Raw genomic sequence first — 19,647 nt, 5'->3', positions numbered from 1 at the left:
TAAATAACATAACAGGCGGTTCGTGTGATTCGAACCGCCTGGATTTATTCTTTCTCTTTATTCACCTGCATGATACAGGATCTGCTGAAGATATTCACGATTTTGTTCCAGATCCGGAACCAGAACCTGCATGCCATCAATGGTCTGAGGCGTATAGCTTCCATCCTCAGGGATACGGTAAGACTGTATCTCGTCCGTTCCAATACTCATGACATCCATCGCATATCCGGTCATATCCCACAGGGAAAGATCGGTGGTCACCAGTGGAAGCACATCCTTGATCAACCCGCCAATCTCCAGAACATTTAAGTCCTTTATCTTGGCAAAAGCGGCTTTCAGCACATCCTGCTGCCGCTCTGTCCTGCGGTAGTCAGAATTGCCAATGGAACGGTTGCGGGCATGAATCAGTGCCTGCTCGCCATCCAGATGGTTCACGCCTTCCTGAAGATCCCAGTCTGTACGAAGAGGCTGTGGATAAAGAACGCTCTGATCTCTTCCACATATGTAATCCGCTTCTGCCTGGGTAAGCTCCAGGTCGATTCCTCCAACCTTATCCACCAGAACCTTAAAAACTTCGAAGTCCACTTCTACATTGCCATCTATCTGAACTCCGAAATTCTCTTCCAGAGTCTCATCCAGAAGCTCCATTCCGCCATACGCATAAGCTGCGTTTATACGGGTACTGGAATATCCCGGAATGGCAACGTAAAGATCTCTCATAAAAGAGGTCAGGCTGATGGTTCCCTGATCTTTATCCAAAGTGGCAAGGATCATGGAGTCAGAACGCTGACGTGTCTGATCGCCCTGCTTGTCCTGTCCAATGAGCAGAATACTTTTTATATTGCTGGTATCAACTGTAGAATCGTTCTCCTGGGCCTTCACTGTATATACAGCCGAAGCTGTGACTGCCGGGCTCTCCAGTAATAATCCTGCACCAAGACAGATAAGGCCATTTTTCAAAATAGAGGATCTCATCTTTTCACTCCTGTAAGTACGGTGGTCATATAATAGGTATTCGGGTTATGCTTCTTAGCCGATTATTTTACTACAATTGTAAGGACTGCACCATTGGAAGCATTTCCATTGGAATCCACAACATAGTAGGTCAGCTCATAGGTACCTGGTGTATTCACATCCACATTTCCAGTGATCTGGATCTTGCGATAAAGCTCGTTAGATGCATCTTTATCATCCTGGATATCTTTTACATAGCTCAGCCTGTCAATCTGGGTTCCCTTTGCGATCTCAACATAGTAAGTTGTGAGATAGAAACGGGGATCCTGGGGATTCAGCTTGTCAATCTTTGCCTCTTCCCTTTCCTGGGCTTTCTCTTCCTCGGTCAGCTCTGCATCTTCTTCGGAATCCTCTTCGGAAGTCTCATCAGAACCATCCTGTAAATCTTCGCTGTCCTCAGAATCGCTATTGGTTTTCGCAGACCTGCTCTTATTCAATGAGTTCTTATCAGATGCTTCATCTCCGGAAATAACACTTCCAGGCAGAACTCCATCTGATGTCATGTGATAAGTCACTTTTGTTACATTGTTGCTTTTGTCCTTTGCAACATAGACAACCGTTACCTCATCGCCTTTTTCATTTAGATATACGTTTTCAACTGTCAGACTGTCAGATACATCTCCGTCCTTTTCATCAACAGCCTTTACACCTTCCAGAAGGTCTTCAGTGGTCATATCCGCTGTATAACTGTCTTTTTTGCTGTCAGCAATGGTGATCTCAGGTCCCTTGCGGTCCTGGCCCACATACAGCCATCCAAGAATGGCTGTCGCTCCGATTGCCACTGCCGCCATTAAAACAACTAACCATTTACGCATCTCTCATGCTCCTTATACTCGTTTTTATCAGCGACGTTTTCTTGCTTTCTGTTTCTTGGATCTGGACTCTTTCTCAGAATATGGAATACTTCCCAAAACAGACAGACCAAGGTAGCGCTCTACATCTTCTTCGATCTTAATGGTGTCATTTGTCAGATAGATAATGATCACAACAGCCATGGCAATGATCACTCCCAGAAGACCGCCGATCACACCGTTCTTGCCAAGGCTTGGGCTTGCTTTCTCGCTTGGGATATTGGCACTGTCTACTACATTGACAGCCTCGATATCCATTACAGACTGAATATGCTCTGCTGCCATATCACGAATGGCATTTGCCATTTCACTTGCTGTATAAGGATCCTCATCGGACACGATAATTGTTACAATACGGCTGTCTGTAGAGGTCTCTACAGTCAGCTTGCTAAGCAGCTGCTGATAACTGATATCAAGGTTCAGCTGTGCGATCACGCCTTCCAGAACTGTACGGCTCTTAATAAGCTCTGCATAGTCCTTGGTCAGCTGTGTACTGGTCTGCATATCTGCACTGGTCAGTGTATTGCTGTCCTGTTTATTCAGTACCATGATCTTCGTGGTAGATTCATACTGTGGAGTGATAAAAAGCATTGTTCCAATAATGGAGATCACACCCAGAATAATACCAGAAAGAATAATGACTCCCAGTCTGCTGAGGATCAGGTGAAAAATCTCACCAAGATCGATTTCAATTTCATCGTTGTTTGTAACCTGATTTTCCATTCTTCTTCTCCGTTACCCTGTAATTTTCGTTTTTCCCTTTAAAATCTTTCATTATGGATAATACATTCCGGATTACTGATAAAAATCATATCCGCATAATCTGTACCCATCATTTTTTCAATTTTGTCGTAACATTTGCCCATATGGGGAGTACGCTTCGCCATGTCATGACCATCTGATCCTACAAAATCCAGCATTTCTTCTTTAATTACTTTTTTGCAGAAACGCTTGATCGTAAAACCGTCCTCGCCAATGATGCTGTCTGCATTCATCTGGATATACGCTCCCATATCCCTGAGCTCATCAATAAAAACCACGCCGCCTTTTACAACAGAACGGTACCGCTCTACATGTGCAATAATAGGATAATACCCTCTGCGGATCAGCGCCTGTACTCTCTCCCTGATATAAGATTTCTCATCTGTAGTGCGGAATTCTGTAAGTACATAGCGAGAACCTGCCATGGTAAGCCTTTCACCGCTTTTCAGGCAATCTGTCATGTCCATGCTGGAATGAAGCTCACATCCAAGATACATCTGGATCCCGTCTTCCCCAATCTCCGCCGCTGCTTTCCGCAAACGAAGAAACTGCTTCTTCACTAGTTCCAGCGGTGGCTCAAACATATCATACCGAAAATGCGGGGTTGCAATAATGTTACGGACACCATCATCATATTCCTTCTGAAGCATGCGGACAGACAGTTTCAGATCCTTGGCACCATCATCCACACCTGGAACTATATGACAGTGAATATCATAAATACCTTTCATTCGCTTCGCTCATTTCTATTCTCGTATCTTATGGTTTCCTATCTGCAAAGCAGGATCAATACTTGCCGTATTCTCCATACTTGCCATATTTACCATACTTGCCGTATTTGCCATACTTACCATATTTTCCGTATTCCTTGGTGTCTACTTTATTTAAAATGGCGCCAATGATCGGGCAATTGGTCTTCTCAAGCTGGCTTTTGATCTCCTGTACGAAATGATAGCTGATGCTTCCGGACTCGATTACGATCACAGTTCCATCGCAGGAATCTGCTACAACAGCACAGTCGATGACACGTCCAAGAGGCGGAGTATCAATAATAATATAGTCATAGACATCTCTTACAAGACGGATCATGTCCTTAAAGAGACGGCTTCCAAGAAGCTCTGTCGGGTTTGGCGGAACAACGCCGGAAAAAATAATATGAAACTTCGGAAGATTTGTTGCACAAATAACATCAGAAAGTTTCGCCTGTTTGGAAAGGTAGTGGGTAAGTCCCTTTACCTCTTCCTCTACCTGTACTCTACCCATAAGTACAGACTTACGAAGGTCTGCGTCAATTAAAAGTACGGATTTACCGCTCTCTGCAAGGGAAGCTGCAAGATGGAAGGTTACATTACTCTTTCCTTCATTGGGTGTACAGCTTGTAAATGCGATTACCTTTTTGTCAGCCCCGCAAAACTGAATGTTGGTACGAAGTGCCTTGTAGGCCTCGTCCATGGAAGTATCAGCTTTCCAATCGCTAATTTTTACTTTTACCATAATTTGTTTTCACCTTATCTATTTGTTATCCTGTAATGTGTGCCGGTATTCCTTTGTTCTGTTCACTCTGTGAAACCAGACAATTCCCGGACTTTTAGGCGGATGCTCTCTTTATGGACAGTATCCGCCTAGTTATTATACACTACACTACAACTGTTGGCTAGTGTATTTTAACGCTTATTCTATACAAATTTTCACAAAAGTTTCACGGTTTTTTACAACTTTTTGCTTACTCGCCCTGGTTTTCCGCCTGAACATCCACATTTTCTTCCTGAAGATCCTCTGTGACTTCAGAAGACTGGCCTTCCTCAAGCAGATAAACTTCGGTCTCATACACGCCCTTTTCTTCAGCCTCTGCGTGACTTCCTACATAGATATCAATGCGGTTATTTTTGATGGCACCACCGCAGTCCTCTGCAATATATACCTGGCCATCGATCACAACCTTAGAGCCATATGGGATCACAGTAGGATCTACCGCAATGGTCCTGTTGGTAACGGCTGTAGAACCCGTAGAAGTCACACCATTGGCCCAGGGACCGCAGCAGATGCTGCATGGGCAGTAATGGGTGATCCGAAATGTTCCAAGAGGACGCAGGGAGCTGTCCGCGGATGCCATAACCACATCCCCCACAAGGATGCCCTGATCCCCGCCTGTCTGCGTAACTCCTTCTACTGCATCTGCAAAAATTCCGGTTCCGCTGCTCTTATGTATAATGCCAGCCTCTACTGCTCCGTCAGAAGTACTCTCTTCTTCATATCCTTTCAGAATGGAATTTGGAACATAGCCGGTCTGTTCTTCTCCATTCTCATCTTCAAATACAATCCTGCTCCAGGTATCCGAAATGGTTCCAGTACGGCTGACCTCATCCTCTGCCAGTACTTCCCCGATCACGTTTCCCTCTTTTCGTCCAGGATAGTCCAGTACATCTGTATCTTCTGCAATGGTAACTGTATCCTGAACTGCAGTTACTTCAGATTCCTCTATCTGTGCTGCCTCTGTAACCGTTTCAGAAGCAGCCTCCTCGCCCCATGCCGAAACAGGCATTAATGTGGACGCACACAAAGCCATAATCAATATCTTTTTCTTCATGGATCTATATCTCCTAACTTGTCTATTCTCTTTTTGACTTTCCCCTACTCTTTGTTATCATAGCACAGCACTTCCTGTATTTCAAACCCTGTCCGGCTTTTTCTTATTTTTTCACATTTCCTTTCTTTTTTTGAAAAAGCATTTGACAAAAAGGCGTTTATACTGTAAAATAATTATTGCCGTCGAGATAATTAATCGACTTATAATGAAAATGCGATAGTGGCGTAGTTGGTAACGCGCGACCTTGCCAAGGTCGAGACCGCGGGTTCGAGCCCCGTCTATCGCTCTGGAGCTCCGAAGTGATCGGAGCTTTTTTTGTGTGTGGAAACTTTAAAAAAATATTTTTTATGTATTTCTTCCTATAATTAATAAGATAAGAAAAGCCCTGCACAGACAGCCTGGGAAACAAACGCATCTGCCGTTGATCCCGGAACATACGTTTTTTCGTTTCTGCTTCTGTACAGGGCTTTTCTTTTTATTTCTTTCAAATACTTCTTATTCTGACTCTTAATGATGGAACAGTCTGATTCCGGTAAATGCCATCGCCATATTGTATTTGTTGCAGGTGTCGATCACGTCTGCATCTCTTACGGAACCACCTGGCTGTGCAATGTATTTTACGCCGCTCTTATGTGCTCTCTCAATGTTGTCACTAAATGGGAAGAAGGCATCGGAGCCTAAGGTCACCTCTGACATCTGATCCAGCCATGCGCGCTTCTCTTCCTTTGTAAATACCTCCGGCTTCTTAGTGAAGGTTTTCTCCCAGTTTCCATCTGCCAGAACATCCATGTACTCCTCGCCGATATAAACATCAATGGCGTTGTCACGCTCTGCTCTGGAAATGGTATCTTTAAATGGAAGGTTCAGTACCTTCGGGCTCTGGCGGAGGAACCAGTTGTCAGCCTTCTGGCCTGCAAGGCGGGTGCAGTGAACTCTGGACTGCTGGCCTGCACCAACGCCGATAGCCTGCCCGTCTTTTACGTAGCATACGGAATTGGACTGGGTGTATTTCAGAATGATCAAGGAAACTTTCATATCCCTTTTCGCTTCTTCCGATAATTCTTTATTCTCAGTTACAATGTTGGAGATCAGCTCATCATCAATGGCAAGCTCCTGTCTTCCCTGCTCAAAAGTAACTCCAAATACCTGCTTATGTTCCAGTGGAGCCGGTACATATTCCGGATCGATCTGGATCACATTGTAGTTGCCTTTTTTCTTCTGTTTCAGGATTTCAAGAGCCTCCTCTGTGTATCCTGGAGCGATCACACCGTCGGAAACCTCTCTCTTGATGAGAAGTGCAGTGTCCTTATCGCATACATCCGAAAGGGAAATAAAATCACCGAAGGAAGACATACGGTCTGCGCCCCTTGCACGTGCATAAGCGCAGGCAAGCGGGGAAAAGTTCTGCCAGTCCATATCCTCTACCCAATAGATTTTTGCAAGTGTCTCTGTAAGCGGAATGCCAATGGACGCGCCTGCCGGGGAAACGTGTTTGAAAGAAGTAGCTGCCGGAAGTCCGGTTGCCTTTTTCAGATCACGTACCAGCTGCCAGCCATTAAACGCATCCAGAAAATTGATATAGCCAGGTCTTCCGGAAAGTACTTTGATTGGCAGTTCACTTCCATCCGCCATGTAGATCTTAGATGGTTTCTGATTCGGGTTGCAGCCATATTTTAATTCTAATTCTTTCATGATGATTTCCTCCATTTTTATCCAAAAACGAATTGTCTTAAGTATCTTATATTTTTTACGAAAAGAATTTTAGAAAAGGCTTTCTGCAAGTTTTCACATACAGCAGAATGCTTAGTGATTTTTATTAATGATCCTGGATTCATATTTACCAGTCTCAATGTCGATATATCTCACAAAAAGAGAAACCTTGTTGTCTTCGTTCAGGCTCTCCCACAGCATGTTTGCAAATGCATCCATGTCATCCGGGATCTGAACCAGCTTTGGCTCGCCTTCAAAGCTTGGCAGCGGGTTTCCATCACATTTGTAGGTGTGGATGAAATGTCCCTCGCCGGCCTTTGCATTCTGGTATGCGAAGGTGTAACGGTTGCAGGAGGATGGATCTCCGTTGTTGCTCTTCAAAATAGACATTGCATAGCTGTAAGAACCGTTCTCCACATGCATGATTCCGGAAATACGTGGTGTGTAGTTTGGTCCGTCCGGCTCAAATTCTCTGGAACGTAAGGACTGCTCAAAAGTAAGCTGCTGGTCCATACCTTCGTAAATGGTATCTGTCTGGTCACCGTTTGTTACAATAGTTTTATTTCCAAGGACACGGACAGGTGCATAAATGATCAGGCTTGGATCTACCAGCTTGGAAGGGTCAAATGCCTGTGTGCGGATTCCCTCTCCGTCCTCCACAAATACACGGTTGCGGCTGTTCTCGCTTCTTCCCATAATGAAATAGGCTGCAACTGCCTTGGTTCCATCGGTGCTGCGGCCAATGATGATTCCTCTTCCCGGATAAGAATTTCCTTTCAGTTCTTTGTCCAATGCTATCATTTCCATGCAGATGTTCTCCTTTCGAAATCACATATAAGTAATAAATATAAAAAAACGCCTGGGAAGCCCTTCATCCAGGCTGCCCAGGCGGTCGGCACAAAAATATCTACTGCACTCCCTGTGGGTATCCCCACGATCCGCCAGTCATGCAGTTCTTTTTTATACTACAATATTTTTTTTCCTATTTCAAGATGGGAAATCTTTTTCTTTTATATACAATTTTTTTGGCGTTACGGTTCACGCCCTTCAAAGCAGAATCCTTCGCAATGTACGAAAAACCAGACATTCCTCTCCTGGGATTTTCCGCTTTCCTCTTCTCTAGGAAATGCCCATCAGTCCCTGATCTACTGTGATCTGTGCACTGATATCTGCTTTCATCTGCTCCCACGCATCCGGGTGGTCCACATAATACTTGGGACACTCCTTGCCTGTCACATCATAGTGCCGGATCACCTGCTCTGAGGTCAGTCCGAAACGGGCACAAAGCCAGGCTGCAAGCCTTACCACGGAATCATAGGTTGCCTGCTCAAACACTCCGGTATCATCCATATGACAGCACTCAATGGAAATACTGTCCACATTCCGGGAATTGGTGGCATAGGACATCTCCGAAGTAGGAATGCACTGGATCACTTCCCCCTCCAGCCCTACTACGAAATGGCTGCTTACCTTAGCCTCATGGGAGGTTGCCAGATTTTCGAAATAATCCCGGTTATTCTGGGCTGTCGCCCCCGGATTGGCCGTATAGTGAATGGCTATGTAATCTACCTGGTTTAAAGGCAGCTGTGGTCTGGAATATTCATTGGGCGTCAGCAGCTGCACATCTATGTAGGGTGCACCCTCTGCCATCCATTCTTCCGGTCCATAGCCATCGCTTCCATCTGTCTCCTGTGAAGTCTCTGTATTTTCCTCCTGCTTCTGTCCATGTCTGACCACCAGAATGATGATCCCGGTCATAAACAGAAACAGCAGGATCACCAGAAATGCTACTCTTTGGTTTCTCTGACGGATTCTGCCGGCCTTATCCAGTTTTTCTCTTTTGTGAAAAGAAGGCCGCCTTGAAAAAGACGGCCTTGCTGATTTTCTTGTCATTATTTGTCATCCACACTGTAGTTCGGTGCTTCTTTTGTGATGTGAATGTCATGTGGATGAGACTCTTTCAGGGAAGCAGCGGAAATCTTTACGAATTTACCGTTCTGCTTCAGAGCTTCGATATTCTCTGCTCCACAGTAACCCATACCGGAACGAAGTCCTCCGATCAGCTGGAATACGGTATCCTCAAGGTGTCCCTTGTATGCAACACGTCCTTCCACGCCTTCCGGAACAAGCTTCTTGGCGTTCTCCTGGAAGTAGCGGTCCTTGCTTCCATTCTCCATGGCTGCAATAGATCCCATTCCACGGTATACTTTATATTTTCTTCCCTGGTATAACTCGAAGGTTCCCGGGCTCTCGTCGCATCCGGCGAACATGCTTCCCATCATACAAACGTTTGCACCAGCTGCGATTGCCTTGGTAACATCTCCAGAGTACTTGATACCACCGTCTGCAATGATCGGGATACCATATCTCTTGGCAACCTCATAGCAATCCATAACAGCTGTGATCTGCGGTACACCAATACCAGCAACCACACGGGTAGTACAGATAGAACCAGGTCCGATACCAACCTTAACTGCATCTACGCCAGCGTCGATCAGGGCCTTGGTAGCAGCTCCTGTAGCAACGTTTCCTGCGATAACCTGCAGTTCCGGATATGCGGCCTTGATCTCTCTTACTGCACGAAGGATATTCTCTGAATGACCATGGGCGGAATCCACAACGATCACGTCAACATTTGCCTTCACAAGTGCGTCTACACGGGCAAGCACGTTGGCAGTGATACCAACAGCGGCACCGCAGAGAAGACGTCCCTGCTCGTCCTTAGCAGCCAGAGGATATTTGATCTGTTTCTCAATATCCTTGATGGTGATAAGTCCTTTTAAGTTGAAATCATCATCTACAATGGGTAATTTCTCTTTACGGGATTTCGCAAGGATTGCTTTCGCCTCATCTAAGGTGATACCTTCTTTCGCTGTGATAAGGCCCTCAGATGTCATGGACTCTTTGATCTTCTTGCTGAAATCTGTCTCAAACTTCAGATCACGGTTGGTAATGATACCTACTAACTTCTTGCCTTCTGTGATCGGGACACCGGAAATACGGTATTTTGCCATTAAGTCATTGGCATCCTTTAAGGTATGCTCCGGAGATAAGAAAAATGGATCTGTGATAACACCATTCTCAGAACGTTTAACCTTGTCTACCTCGTCTGCCTGAGCTTCAATAGACATGTTCTTGTGAATGATACCGATACCGCCCTGACGTGCCATGGCAATTGCCATATTGTACTCCGTAACGGTATCCATTCCTGCACTCATCATAGGAATGTTCAGTTTAATCTTCTTTGTAAGGTAAGTTGAAACGTCGACCTGATTCGGGATTACTTTAGAGTACGCCGGAACTAAAAGGACGTCGTCGAAAGTAATGCCTTCACCAATGATAGTACCCATTGCTTTTCCTCCCTTGTCTTATTGTGTCTTTGGTTTGTAGATTAGTGTAGCAAAAAACTAAAAATGTGTCAATCTAGTAAATTAGTCTAAAAATACTTTGCTTGGAGCAGTATTTCTCATGGTTTTTACTAATGTTTCATCTGGCTCGATAATCACTTTACAGGTATCTGCACCATCACGGCAGATGATCGCAAAGCGCTTATGTTCCGGATTACCGGAGGAAAAATCCTGTACCTTCAGCTTCTGGTTGCTGTTGTAATAGTCCATTCTGTGGGAGTTAAGCGGTGCCATAATGTCACATTCTGTGATGTTCAGGCTTTTTACCCTTTTTCTTTTGGACTTTGCCATGATCTTGTCAATGTCAAGCTCTCCGTTTACAAACAGGTACTCAAATTCCAGGTCTGTTCCCGGAAAAATGAAGAGATAAGCACAGACGCCAAGTACAATGGCAACGATCAGAAGCAGCGGCATGATAAAAAGGCCAGCCAGTACAAAAAGCACGATCAGGGCGATCACACCGCCTTTTTCCAGCCTGTCCTTTGCAGTCCGCTCCTTTTTCACAAGCAGCTCTGAATACAAATCGCTCATATTACTATTCTCCTTTGTTTTTTCGTGCCCGGGTTTCTTTCACTTCTTTTTAAAAAAGTTATCCCGGCACCGTATTGATTTTAGTATAACACACAAAAGGGCCAGCGTCTATGACACCGACCCTTATGAATTCTAAATTTTTCGTAAAAAACAATCCATTAGCGGAATTTTTCACTCTATTTTTCTGTTCCTGGAAATTACATCATTCCCATGCCCTGGCCACCTGCTGGCATTGCCGGAGCGTCTTCTTTGATGTTTGCAACAACAGACTCAGTTGTAAGCAGAGTAGATGCAACGCTTGTTGCGTTCTGAAGAGCACTTCTTGTAACCTTTGCAGGATCAAGGATTCCCTCGTCTACCATGTTTACATATTTCTCATTCAGAGCATCAAATCCAACACCTGGCTCAGACTCTCTTACTTTATTGATGATAACTGCGCCTTCCAGACCAGCGTTAGCTGCAATGCGGAACAGCGGAGCTTCCAGTGCTTTCAGGATGATGTTTGCACCAGTCTTCTCATCTCCCTCAAGAGTAGCTGCAAGTTTTGCAACCTCTTTGGAAGCGTGGATGTATGCGGAACCGCCGCCTGCGATGATTCCCTCTTCAACTGCTGCTCTGGTAGCTGCAAGAGCATCCTCCATACGCAGTTTTGCTTCTTTCATCTCTGTCTCAGTAGCTGCACCAACACGAACGACTGCTACGCCGCCTGCAAGTTTTGCAAGTCTTTCCTGAAGTTTTTCTCTATCGAAATCAGATTTTGTCTCCTCGATCTGAGCACGGATCTGGGCAACACGGTTAGCGATTGCTTCTTTATCTCCCATACCATCAACGATAACAGTTGTCTCTTTTGCAACTTTAACGGATTTTGCACGTCCTAACTGAGCCATTGTAGCGTCTTTCAGTTCCAGACCTACTTCGTCAGAGATTACAGTACCGCCTGTAAGGATTGCGATATCCTGAAGCATTTCTTTTCTTCTGTCGCCATAGCCAGGAGCTTTGACTGCTACTACCTGGAAGGTTCCTCTTAATTTGTTTACGATCAGGGTTGTAAGAGCCTCGCCCTCAACATCCTCAGCGATGATCAGAAGTTTGGCACCAGCCTGTACGATCTGCTCCAGTAACGGAAGAACTTCCTGGATATTGGAAATCTTCTTGTCTGTGATCAGGATGTATGGATCCTCAAGGTTTGCTTCCATCTTCTCCATGTCTGTGGACATGTATGCGGAAATGTATCCGCGGTCGAACTGCATACCTTCTACAAGATCAAGCTCTGTATGCATGGTCTTGGACTCTTCTACAGTGATAACACCGTCGTTGGAAACCTTCTCCATTGCGTTTGCAACAAGCTCTCCAACTTCTTTATCTCCAGCGGAGATAGATGCAACGTTTGCGATCTGTTTCTTTCCGCTTACTTTCTGGCTCATGTTCTTGATTGCCTCTACAGCAGCGTCTGTAGCTTTTTTCATACCGCGTCTCATAACGATCGGGTTAGCACCTGCTGCCAGGTTCTTCATTCCTTCGTGTACCATTGCCTGGGCAAGTACAGTAGCGGTTGTAGTACCATCACCAGCTACATCATTTGTCTTGGAAGCAACTTCTTTGATCAGCTGAGCGCCCATGTTCTCGAAAGCGTCCTCAAGCTCGATCTCTTTTGCGATTGTAACACCGTCGTTTGTGATAAGCGGAGCACCGAACTGTTTGTCAAGTACTACGTTTCTTCCTTTCGGTCCAAGTGTTACTCTGACAGTATCAGCAAGTTTATTTACACCAGCCTCTAATGCGGTTCTGGCTTCTGCACCATATTTAATCTCTTTTGCCATGATTGATCATCCTCCTGATTTCAAGTTATTTACTATGATATTCAATTATTTCACAATTGCAAGAATGTCGCTCTGTTTTACAACGATATACTCTTCACCGTCAAGCTTAACCTCTGTTCCTGAATATTTGGAATAGATAACCTTGTCGCCGGCTGCAACTTCCATCTTAACTTCTTTGCCATCTACTACTCCGCCAGGTCCTACAGCGATTACTTCTGCCTGCTGGGGTTTCTCCTGTGCCTGTCCCGGAAGAACGATACCGGATTTTGTTGTCTCTTCTGCTTCTAACTGTTTTAATACAACTCTGTCACCTAATGGAACTAATTTCATGATCTATGTCCTCCTTTAGAATTATTTTTCTTTTCTTTACTAGCACTCATTATTGCTGAGTGCTAATCACTGTCCATTATATTATTGAATTCTGTGATTTTGTGCAACTCTTTTCATTGTGGTGTTTTTAAGTATATTCTTTTTTATGCTCTTTTATTCTCTCTTTTTCTCGCATTTTCTCACTTTGATAATTTTCTGAAACTTTTTGCCCACAAAAAAGAACTGCTTCCCCTTTCTTCCTGGGAAAAGCAGTTCTTCTGTTTACCATTTATCAAATTTTATCCGTGAAACCTATCAGGGCTTTTTATTTCTCTGTGCCTTGATCTCCTCCAATTCATCAAAGATCACTTCATTGAGGACTTTGATATAGGTTCCCTTCATACCGGAGGATCTGGACTCGATCACACCTGCACTCTCGAATTTACGGAGTGCATTTACGATCACTGATCTGGTAATGCCTACCCTGTCCGCAATCTTGCTTGCAACAAGGATTCCCTCATCCCCGTCAAGCTCGTCAAAAATATGGATGATCGCTTCCAGTTCAGAGAAGGAAAGGGTGTTAAAGGCGGATTTCACAACCTGTTTCTTCCGGTCTTCCTCTGCATTCTCCTCGTGTACAGCACGCATCATCTCAAGACCCACTACTGTGGTGCCATATTCACTGACAATAATATCCTCAATGTCATACGGACGGTCCTTGCGGTACATAAATACAGTTCCAAGGCGCTCTCCTGCAATATCAATAGGATTGATGATTCCCTGATAGCTGCTGGAAACATGCTCAAAACCAAGTGTCTGAAGATTCACGTTCTCCTTGGTGGATAAAACACCTAAGAATCTCTCATTCAGCAGAGGGTCAACATGACCGCCCACCTCATCAGCTATCAGTTCCCGGATTTCCTCAACACCGGGGCAGAAACTAACGCCGAGTACCTTACCCTTCTTACTGAGGACCAGGATATTGGAACTTAAGGTATCCATCAGAACCTGGCAGATATCATTAAAAACCACCTTACTGGAACTGCTGTTATGCAGAAGCTTATTGATTTTTCTTGTTTTATCAAGTAACTGAACGCTCATTTTGTCCTCCCTTCGCTTTTGTTCCGTTAAATTCACTTGTTACTCTAATACTACACGTTTTTCGAACTATTTACAAGCTATTTTTTACTATTTTTCAATTTTGTTTAGCTTTTCTGAAAATATTACGTTTTTGGAACTATTCACCAAACAACGGCAGTAATAGTTTTGCGTAAAGTCACGTGCAAGCACAGTCTTTGGCTCACTGCCCGCGTAAAAAAATCCCCCTGCAAAACAGTCATCCTGCCCTGCAAAGGGAACTTTTTCCAAATTGTTGCAGTTCACGGCTTAACCAGCCGCATAACCTTAATTTTCTTTTTCGTCTTTTGGCTTTGCTTCTACATAGCCGCAGGTTTCCTGGCTGCACACCAGTTTATTTCCCTTTTCCACCATGTAGCTTCCGCATACCGGACACTTCTTGGCAGACGGCTTCTGCCAGGACATAAAGTCGCACTCCGGATTATCCTCACAGCCGTAATATTTACGGCCCTTCTTCGTCTTCTTCAGAACCACTTCCTTGCCGCACTTCGGGCAGGCTACGCCGATCTTCTCATAATAAGGCTTGGTATTTCTGCACTCCGGGAATCCAGGACATGCCAGGAATCTTCCGTGAGGACCATATTTGATCACCATGTGGCGGCCGCAGTTGTCACAGACTACATCGGTTTCCTCATCATGAATGTCAACCTTCTCCAGTTCCTCCTGGGCCGCATCCACATCATGCTTCAGATCCGGGTAGAAATTACGCACAACCGTCTTCCACTGTACGGTACCATTCTCCACACAGTCCAAAAGCCCCTCCATAGTAGCGGTGAAATTCACATCCACAATACTTGGGAATGCCTGCTTCATAATGCTGTTTACCACCTCACCAAGCTCTGTCACGTAAAGATTACGCTGCTCCTTGGAAACATAGCGGCGGCTGATAATGGTGGTGATCGTCGGTGCATAGGTACTTGGACGTCCAATGCCAAGCTCTTCCATGGTCTTTACCAGGGAAGCCTCTGTATAATGTGCCGGCGGCTGGGTAAAATGCTGCTCCGGCTTTAATTCCTTCAGTTTCAGCTTCATGCCCTTGGTAAGGCTCTGGCTTAACACATTTCCCTTCTTCATGTCCTCTTCCTGCATATAGACAGAAAGGAAACCGTCAAATGCCACCTTGGAAGCAGATACGGTAAAGGTATACTCGCCAGCTGCCACCTTTACAGAAGTGGTTTCATATCTGGCCGGTGCCATACGGCTTGCTGCGAAACGCTTCCAGATCAGCTGGTAAAGACGGAATTGGTCTCTTGTAAGGGATTCTTTTATCTGTACAGGTGTACGGCTGATGTCAGTTGGACGGATTGCCTCATGGGCATCCTGGATCTTCTGTCCCTTCTTCACTGCCTTGGCGGACTCTGCCACATATTCCTCTCCATACTGGCTGCCAATATAACTTCTTGCAGCTGCATCTGCCTCGTCGGAAATACGGGTAGAATCTGTACGAAGATATGTGATCACACCCACGGTGCCGCTGCCCTTGACGTCAACACCTTCATAAAGCTGCTGGGCCAGACGCATGGTCTTCTGGGTGGAAAAATTCAAAGTCTTGGATGCCTCCTGCTGCAGCGTACTGGTAGTAAAAGGAAGAGGGGCATTTTTGATCCGCTCTCCTTTTTTCACCTCAGAGATCTCAAATTCTTCGTTTTCAAGCTTCTTAAGGATTTCCTCCATTTCGGCCTTGTTATGGATATCCATCTTTTTGTCTGTTCCATAAAACTTAGCTTCCAGAGGCTTTTTCTCTCCCTCTACCAGGAATTCACCATTCAGGCTCCAATACTCTTCCGGGATAAAAGAGTTGATCTCCTCCTCCCTGTCACAGATGATACGAAGTGCAACAGACTGCACACGGCCGGCACTTAAACCACGCTTTACCTTGGCCCACAAAAGGGGGCTGATGGTGTAACCAACCATACGGTCCAGCATTCTTCGTGCCTGCTGTGCATCCACAAGATTCATATTCAGTCCCCTTGCATGCTTCAGGGAATCCTTGACTGCAGTCTTTGTGATCTCATTGAAGGTAATTCGGTGCATTTTCTCAGGATCTTCCTTCAAAGCCTGCATCAGATGCCAGGAAATTGCCTCTCCTTCACGGTCGGGGTCAGTTGCAAGATAAATCTTATCGGCCTTCTTGGCAGCCTTGCGAAGCTTGGCAAGCAGCTCTCCTTTTCCACGAATGGTAATGTATTTGGGCTCGAAATCGTTTTCAACATCTATTCCAAACTGACTCTTGGGAAAATCACGAACATGTCCGTTAGACGCCTCTACTTCATAATTTGCCCCAAGAAATTTCTTAATTGTCTTTACTTTTGCAGGTGACTCTACTATCACCAGATATTTAGCCATACTACCTCTCCTACTTTGTATTGTAACTGCGTCTTACCTGCACAGTTACTTTAGATCAAAACTCGTTCCTGCAGATTATCCCCCTGATAATCTGTAGTACTGTCTGCCAGTCTCTCCTACAAGCCCCATAAGCTGAAGCTCCGTAAGAAGAGCGCTGACTTTTGCCGCTGAAAAGCCTGTTTTTCGTATCAGATCATCCAGGTTTTCAGGTCGTAAATCGAGACCACTATACACCAAATCCAAATCTGGCGCAAGCCCCAACTTCTTTTTTTCCATATTTTGAGGGTTGTTTTTTGCTTCGATTCCCCATTCCATAAGCATGATTTCCGGGCTGTAGGCAATTCCTGCGCCGTCAAAGATCAGCTTGTTGCAGCCCCGGCTCAGCTCCTCTGTCACCGCCCCTGGAAGGGCATAAACACTGTGTCCGTGCTCCAGGGCAAAGTTTGCCGTGATCAGGGAACCGCTTTGTTCCTTTGCCTCCACCACAAGAACTGCATCAGAAAGTCCGCTGATGATCCGGTTTCTTGCGGGAAACGCCCAGTTCATAGGCGGAGAACCTGGCGGAAGCTCGCTGATGATCCCGCCGCCCTTCTCCAGGATTCGCTGATAAAGCCGCCTGTTGGATTTTGGATAACACACATCCACGCCGCTTCCCAGTACTGCAAAGGTAGGGGTATCTGTATCCAGTGCCCCCTTATGTCCTTCTGCGTCAATTCCTCTGGCCATTCCGCTGATGATCTGTACCCCATACTTAGCCATGGTCCTGGCATATTTGAAGGCCTGGCATCTGCCGTAGGGACTGCACATGCGGGCGCCGATCACCGCTGCGGAGGGCTTTTTCGGATCTGGCAGGTTTCCAATGTAGTACAGTTTTTTGGGCATCCCGGAAAGCTTTCGAAGCCGCTCCGGGAAGTTAGGATCCTCTTTGGTGATACACTTGATTTTTGGGATTACTTCCATACTAAAATACCTCCTGAACTACGTTTTTATGCCTTCATCCTTTGTATTTCTTATCAAACGCTTTATAGGTAAGTGCCTCCGCAACATGTCTCGTATGTATCAGCTCCTCACCTTCCATGTCCGCAATGGTCCTAGAAACCTTCAGGATCCGGTGATAAGACCTGGCGCTGAGCGCCATAAGCTCAAAGGCATCTTTTGCCACCTGAAGGGCATGCTCCGTCAGCACACAATATTTCTGGATCTGTTTTCCGGACAGTTCCCCGTTAAAACAGATTTTCTCCTTTTCATAGCGTTTCTGCTGTATTTCCCTTGCTTTTTCCACCCTTTTCCGGATAACGGCCGAACTTTCGCCCGGTTTCTTCCCTGAGATCTGGGAAAAATTTACAGGCGGCACATCTGCACAAAGATCGATCCTCTCAAGGAGGGGCTGGCTGAGCTTATGAAGATAATGGCTGACCTCGCCAGGTGTGCACCTGCATTTGTTCATGTCTGGGTAATAGCCGCAGGGACAGGGGTTCATGGCTGCCACCAATATAAACCCGGCGGGAAACACATAAGTCCCACTGGCCCTGGAAAGCTGAATCTGCTTGTCCTCAAGGGGCTGGCGCAATACCTCCAGGCTTCTTCTTGTAAACTCCGGCATTTCGTCCAGGAACAACACGCCCCTGTGCGCCAGTGTCACCTCCCCTGGTCCTGGAATTCTGCCGCCTCCAGCCAGAGATGCAGACGAGCTGGTATGGTGGGGATTTCGAAAAGGCCGTACCTGGATCAGCGGTCTTTTTTGACTTAAAAGCCCTGCAATACTGTAAATTTTCGTAAGTTCCAGACTTTCTTCAAAAGTGAGGGACGGCATAATAGTAGGAATCCGCTTCGCCAGCATGGTTTTGCCAGCGCCCGGCGGACCGATGAACAAAATATTATGAAACCCGCTTACCGCAATTTCAGCCGCTCTTCTGGCACTTTCCTGCCCACAGATCTCCGAAAAATCCACCGGGCCGGTCTCTGTAATACTACCATCCCGCTCTTCTTCAGAATGCATCCTTTCTTTTTCAAAAGTCTCCGGATCTGAAACGAATTTCAGAACCTCCCCAATATTGCGGACACCAACCACCTTCATATCCCGCACCAAAGCAGCTTCCTCAAAATTTCCCAAAGGGATCATGCAATACCGGCAGCCAAGCTCCCTGGCCCGAATCACTCTTGGCAGCACACCAGAAACGCTTCGCACCTCTCCATTTAAGCTCAGTTCTCCCACTACCAGAACCCCCTTAAGAAGCTTTGGATCAAGAAATCCCGCTGCTGCCAGAACCGCCGCAGCTACCGGCAGGTCAAATCCTGCCCCCTCTTTTTTCAAATCTGCCGGTGCCAGATTTACCGTCACCTTCTTGGGCGGCAGACTGATTCCATTATTTTTCAGCGCAGTACGCACTCTGTCCTGGGCTTCTCTCACCTGGGTACTTGGAAATCCAACCATGGTGAAACAGGGAAGCCCGTCACTTACATCCGCTTCCACCTGGACCGGGCATACCTCCATACCGGAAATTGCCGCTGATAAAACGCTTGCAAACAATCTTATTCCTTTCTGCAGATACAGTCTGTCCCCGTATTTCAAACCATTCTGCCATCAAAAACTTCTCTGGAATAAAAACGAATAAAAGATCAAAAAATGATAACTGTGAAAGTACCGCACAGTTATAAAAAATGCTGCTGGGCTGGCTGAAAACCAGCCCCTAAAGACATGCTTTAAAGATATATAAAATTCATTATAGCCCATTTTGCTCTGAATTGCAATAGTGCATTTCGTTCTGATTTATACTTTCGGAAAGGATTCTCCAAAAGGAATCCCACAGAAGAAAAAGAGGTGAACCAATGAAATTTCAGAGAATTCAGGACCTTCGGACAGACGCCGACCTGTCCCAGAAACAGATCAGCGATATCCTGCATATCAGCCAGCGTTCCTATTCCCATTACGAAACCGGCTCCAGGAATATCCCAATTGAAATGCTGATTCGTCTTGCAAATTATTATGAGACCAGTATTGACTATCTGGTTGGACGCACCGATAATAAAAAGATGCCAAAATGAGGGGGACTCTGGTCCCCCTCATTTCAGACTGTAGACAAACTTGGTGTTGGGTGTTATGCCCAGCACCATTTTTCTTTTAAAACTTCTTTTCTTTTTATTTTTTTCAAAATCAACAAAAATCTGGCTGT

The 19,647-nt window shown here is 45.6% G+C and carries 19 protein-coding genes, 1 tRNA gene and 1 riboswitch; of the genes, 2 read left to right on the top strand and 18 right to left on the bottom strand.

All coding sequences use genetic code 11. The features are described from left to right. Positions 1-57: 57 nt before the first annotated feature. From ACTQ50_RS09915 to ACTQ50_RS09890, 6 genes are all read right to left on the bottom strand, one after another. On the bottom strand, positions 58-975 hold the full coding sequence (locus ACTQ50_RS09915) for an LCP family protein (RefSeq protein WP_441484052.1): 918 nt from the start codon (positions 973-975) through the stop codon (positions 58-60). Between the two features lie 62 nt (positions 976-1,037). After that, positions 1,038-1,829 carry an immunoglobulin-like domain-containing protein gene (locus tag ACTQ50_RS09910; RefSeq protein ID WP_441484051.1) on the bottom strand — a complete coding sequence of 264 codons (792 nt, stop codon included), beginning with the start codon at positions 1,827-1,829 and terminating at the stop codon, positions 1,038-1,040. A gap of 27 nt (positions 1,830-1,856) precedes the next feature. After that, positions 1,857-2,588 (bottom strand): YveK family protein, encoded by a 732-nt coding sequence (locus ACTQ50_RS09905; RefSeq protein ID WP_441484050.1) that lies wholly within the window; start codon positions 2,586-2,588, stop codon positions 1,857-1,859. 38 nt (positions 2,589-2,626) lie between these two features. Further along, positions 2,627-3,358: a CpsB/CapC family capsule biosynthesis tyrosine phosphatase gene (locus ACTQ50_RS09900; protein ID WP_441484049.1), complete on the bottom strand. Its 732-nt coding sequence runs from the start codon at positions 3,356-3,358 to the stop codon at positions 2,627-2,629. Between the two features lie 55 nt (positions 3,359-3,413). Further along, the gene (locus tag ACTQ50_RS09895) at positions 3,414-4,121 is read right to left on the bottom strand and encodes a polysaccharide biosynthesis tyrosine autokinase (RefSeq protein ID WP_441484048.1); all 708 of its coding nucleotides are present in this window, start codon (positions 4,119-4,121) and stop codon (positions 3,414-3,416) included. A gap of 229 nt (positions 4,122-4,350) precedes the next feature. After that, positions 4,351-5,214, bottom strand: coding sequence for a 3D domain-containing protein (locus tag ACTQ50_RS09890; protein ID WP_441484047.1), 864 nt, complete (start codon positions 5,212-5,214; stop codon positions 4,351-4,353). Between the two features lie 213 nt (positions 5,215-5,427). On the opposite strand from ACTQ50_RS09890, the gene ACTQ50_RS09885 reads away from it, so the two are divergent. Then, positions 5,428-5,500, top strand: a tRNA-Gly gene (locus tag ACTQ50_RS09885). Between the two features lie 221 nt (positions 5,501-5,721). Here ACTQ50_RS09885 and ACTQ50_RS09880 read toward each other — a convergent pair. The 12 genes from ACTQ50_RS09880 to ACTQ50_RS09825 form a co-directional block, all read right to left on the bottom strand. Next, the gene (locus ACTQ50_RS09880; protein WP_441484046.1) at positions 5,722-6,906 is read right to left on the bottom strand and encodes a phosphoribosylaminoimidazolecarboxamide formyltransferase; all 1,185 of its coding nucleotides are present in this window, start codon (positions 6,904-6,906) and stop codon (positions 5,722-5,724) included. A gap of 111 nt (positions 6,907-7,017) precedes the next feature. After that, the gene (locus ACTQ50_RS09875) at positions 7,018-7,731 is read right to left on the bottom strand and encodes an IMP cyclohydrolase (protein WP_441484045.1); all 714 of its coding nucleotides are present in this window, start codon (positions 7,729-7,731) and stop codon (positions 7,018-7,020) included. Positions 7,732-7,799: 68 nt separating this feature from the next. Further along, positions 7,800-7,883: riboswitch (ZMP/ZTP riboswitch) on the bottom strand. A 160-nt stretch (positions 7,884-8,043) separates the two neighbouring features. Continuing rightward, complete coding sequence (locus tag ACTQ50_RS09870; protein WP_441484044.1) at positions 8,044-8,817, bottom strand: peptidoglycan recognition protein family protein; 774 nt, start codon at positions 8,815-8,817, stop codon at positions 8,044-8,046. Continuing rightward, positions 8,817-10,274 (bottom strand): IMP dehydrogenase, encoded by a 1,458-nt coding sequence (gene guaB, locus ACTQ50_RS09865; protein ID WP_441484043.1) that lies wholly within the window; start codon positions 10,272-10,274, stop codon positions 8,817-8,819. Before guaB ends, ACTQ50_RS09870 begins: the two co-directional genes overlap by 1 nt. An 81-nt stretch (positions 10,275-10,355) precedes the next feature. Next, positions 10,356-10,862: a DUF6106 family protein gene (locus ACTQ50_RS09860; protein ID WP_441484042.1), complete on the bottom strand. Its 507-nt coding sequence runs from the start codon at positions 10,860-10,862 to the stop codon at positions 10,356-10,358. Between the two features lie 197 nt (positions 10,863-11,059). Beyond that, on the bottom strand, positions 11,060-12,682 hold the full coding sequence (groL, locus tag ACTQ50_RS09855) for a chaperonin GroEL (protein WP_441484041.1): 1,623 nt from the start codon (positions 12,680-12,682) through the stop codon (positions 11,060-11,062). Between the two features lie 45 nt (positions 12,683-12,727). Continuing rightward, positions 12,728-13,012, bottom strand: coding sequence for a co-chaperone GroES (gene groES / locus ACTQ50_RS09850; protein WP_226820452.1), 285 nt, complete (start codon positions 13,010-13,012; stop codon positions 12,728-12,730). Between the two features lie 127 nt (positions 13,013-13,139). Beyond that, complete coding sequence (locus ACTQ50_RS09845) at positions 13,140-13,280, bottom strand: hypothetical protein (RefSeq protein ID WP_441484040.1); 141 nt, start codon at positions 13,278-13,280, stop codon at positions 13,140-13,142. 26 nt (positions 13,281-13,306) lie between these two features. Further along, positions 13,307-14,092: a GTP-sensing pleiotropic transcriptional regulator CodY gene (gene codY / locus ACTQ50_RS09840; RefSeq protein WP_295307351.1), complete on the bottom strand. Its 786-nt coding sequence runs from the start codon at positions 14,090-14,092 to the stop codon at positions 13,307-13,309. Between the two features lie 303 nt (positions 14,093-14,395). Beyond that, positions 14,396-16,474, bottom strand: coding sequence for a type I DNA topoisomerase (gene topA / locus ACTQ50_RS09835; RefSeq protein WP_441484039.1), 2,079 nt, complete (start codon positions 16,472-16,474; stop codon positions 14,396-14,398). 75 nt (positions 16,475-16,549) lie between these two features. Then, positions 16,550-17,434, bottom strand: a complete 885-nt coding sequence (gene dprA / locus ACTQ50_RS09830) for a DNA-processing protein DprA (protein ID WP_441484038.1) — start codon at positions 17,432-17,434, stop codon at positions 16,550-16,552. A 34-nt stretch (positions 17,435-17,468) separates the two neighbouring features. After that, positions 17,469-19,046, bottom strand: coding sequence for a YifB family Mg chelatase-like AAA ATPase (locus ACTQ50_RS09825; protein WP_441484037.1), 1,578 nt, complete (start codon positions 19,044-19,046; stop codon positions 17,469-17,471). A gap of 257 nt (positions 19,047-19,303) precedes the next feature. On the opposite strand from ACTQ50_RS09825, the gene ACTQ50_RS09820 reads away from it, so the two are divergent. Then, the gene (locus tag ACTQ50_RS09820; protein ID WP_441484036.1) at positions 19,304-19,519 is read left to right on the top strand and encodes a helix-turn-helix domain-containing protein; all 216 of its coding nucleotides are present in this window, start codon (positions 19,304-19,306) and stop codon (positions 19,517-19,519) included. Positions 19,520-19,647: the final 128 nt, after the last annotated feature.

Source organism: Blautia sp. Sow4_E7 (assembly GCF_052116245.1).
GTDB lineage: Bacteria > Bacillota > Clostridia > Lachnospirales > Lachnospiraceae > Blautia_A.
The sequence above is the reverse complement of the archived record's forward strand: the minus strand, read 5'-3'. Positions and strand labels throughout refer to the sequence as shown.

Bases quoted from the DNA above. Each gene is read 5' to 3' on its own strand.
- ACTQ50_RS09890 (WP_441484047.1), bottom strand. From the start codon at position 5,214: ATGAAGAAAAAGATATTGATTATGGCTTTGTGTGCGTCCACATTAATG.
- ACTQ50_RS09820 (WP_441484036.1), top strand. From the start codon at position 19,304: ATGAAATTTCAGAGAATTCAGGACCTTCGGACAGACGCCGACCTGTCC.
- codY (WP_295307351.1), bottom strand. From the start codon at position 14,092: ATGAGCGTTCAGTTACTTGATAAAACAAGAAAAATCAATAAGCTTCTG.
- ACTQ50_RS09905 (WP_441484050.1), bottom strand. From the start codon at position 2,588: ATGGAAAATCAGGTTACAAACAACGATGAAATTGAAATCGATCTTGGT.
- dprA (WP_441484038.1), bottom strand. From the start codon at position 17,434: ATGGAAGTAATCCCAAAAATCAAGTGTATCACCAAAGAGGATCCTAAC.
- ACTQ50_RS09895 (WP_441484048.1), bottom strand. From the start codon at position 4,121: ATGGTAAAAGTAAAAATTAGCGATTGGAAAGCTGATACTTCCATGGAC.
- groES (WP_226820452.1), bottom strand. From the start codon at position 13,012: ATGAAATTAGTTCCATTAGGTGACAGAGTTGTATTAAAACAGTTAGAA.
- ACTQ50_RS09910 (WP_441484051.1), bottom strand. From the start codon at position 1,829: ATGCGTAAATGGTTAGTTGTTTTAATGGCGGCAGTGGCAATCGGAGCG.
- topA (WP_441484039.1), bottom strand. From the start codon at position 16,474: ATGGCTAAATATCTGGTGATAGTAGAGTCACCTGCAAAAGTAAAGACA.
- guaB (WP_441484043.1), bottom strand. From the start codon at position 10,274: ATGGGTACTATCATTGGTGAAGGCATTACTTTCGACGACGTCCTTTTA.
- ACTQ50_RS09915 (WP_441484052.1), bottom strand. From the start codon at position 975: ATGAGATCCTCTATTTTGAAAAATGGCCTTATCTGTCTTGGTGCAGGA.
- ACTQ50_RS09870 (WP_441484044.1), bottom strand. From the start codon at position 8,817: ATGACAAGAAAATCAGCAAGGCCGTCTTTTTCAAGGCGGCCTTCTTTT.
- ACTQ50_RS09875 (WP_441484045.1), bottom strand. From the start codon at position 7,731: ATGGAAATGATAGCATTGGACAAAGAACTGAAAGGAAATTCTTATCCG.
- groL (WP_441484041.1), bottom strand. From the start codon at position 12,682: ATGGCAAAAGAGATTAAATATGGTGCAGAAGCCAGAACCGCATTAGAG.
- ACTQ50_RS09900 (WP_441484049.1), bottom strand. From the start codon at position 3,358: ATGAAAGGTATTTATGATATTCACTGTCATATAGTTCCAGGTGTGGAT.
- ACTQ50_RS09860 (WP_441484042.1), bottom strand. From the start codon at position 10,862: ATGAGCGATTTGTATTCAGAGCTGCTTGTGAAAAAGGAGCGGACTGCA.
- ACTQ50_RS09845 (WP_441484040.1), bottom strand. From the start codon at position 13,280: ATGGTAAACAGAAGAACTGCTTTTCCCAGGAAGAAAGGGGAAGCAGTT.
- ACTQ50_RS09880 (WP_441484046.1), bottom strand. From the start codon at position 6,906: ATGAAAGAATTAGAATTAAAATATGGCTGCAACCCGAATCAGAAACCA.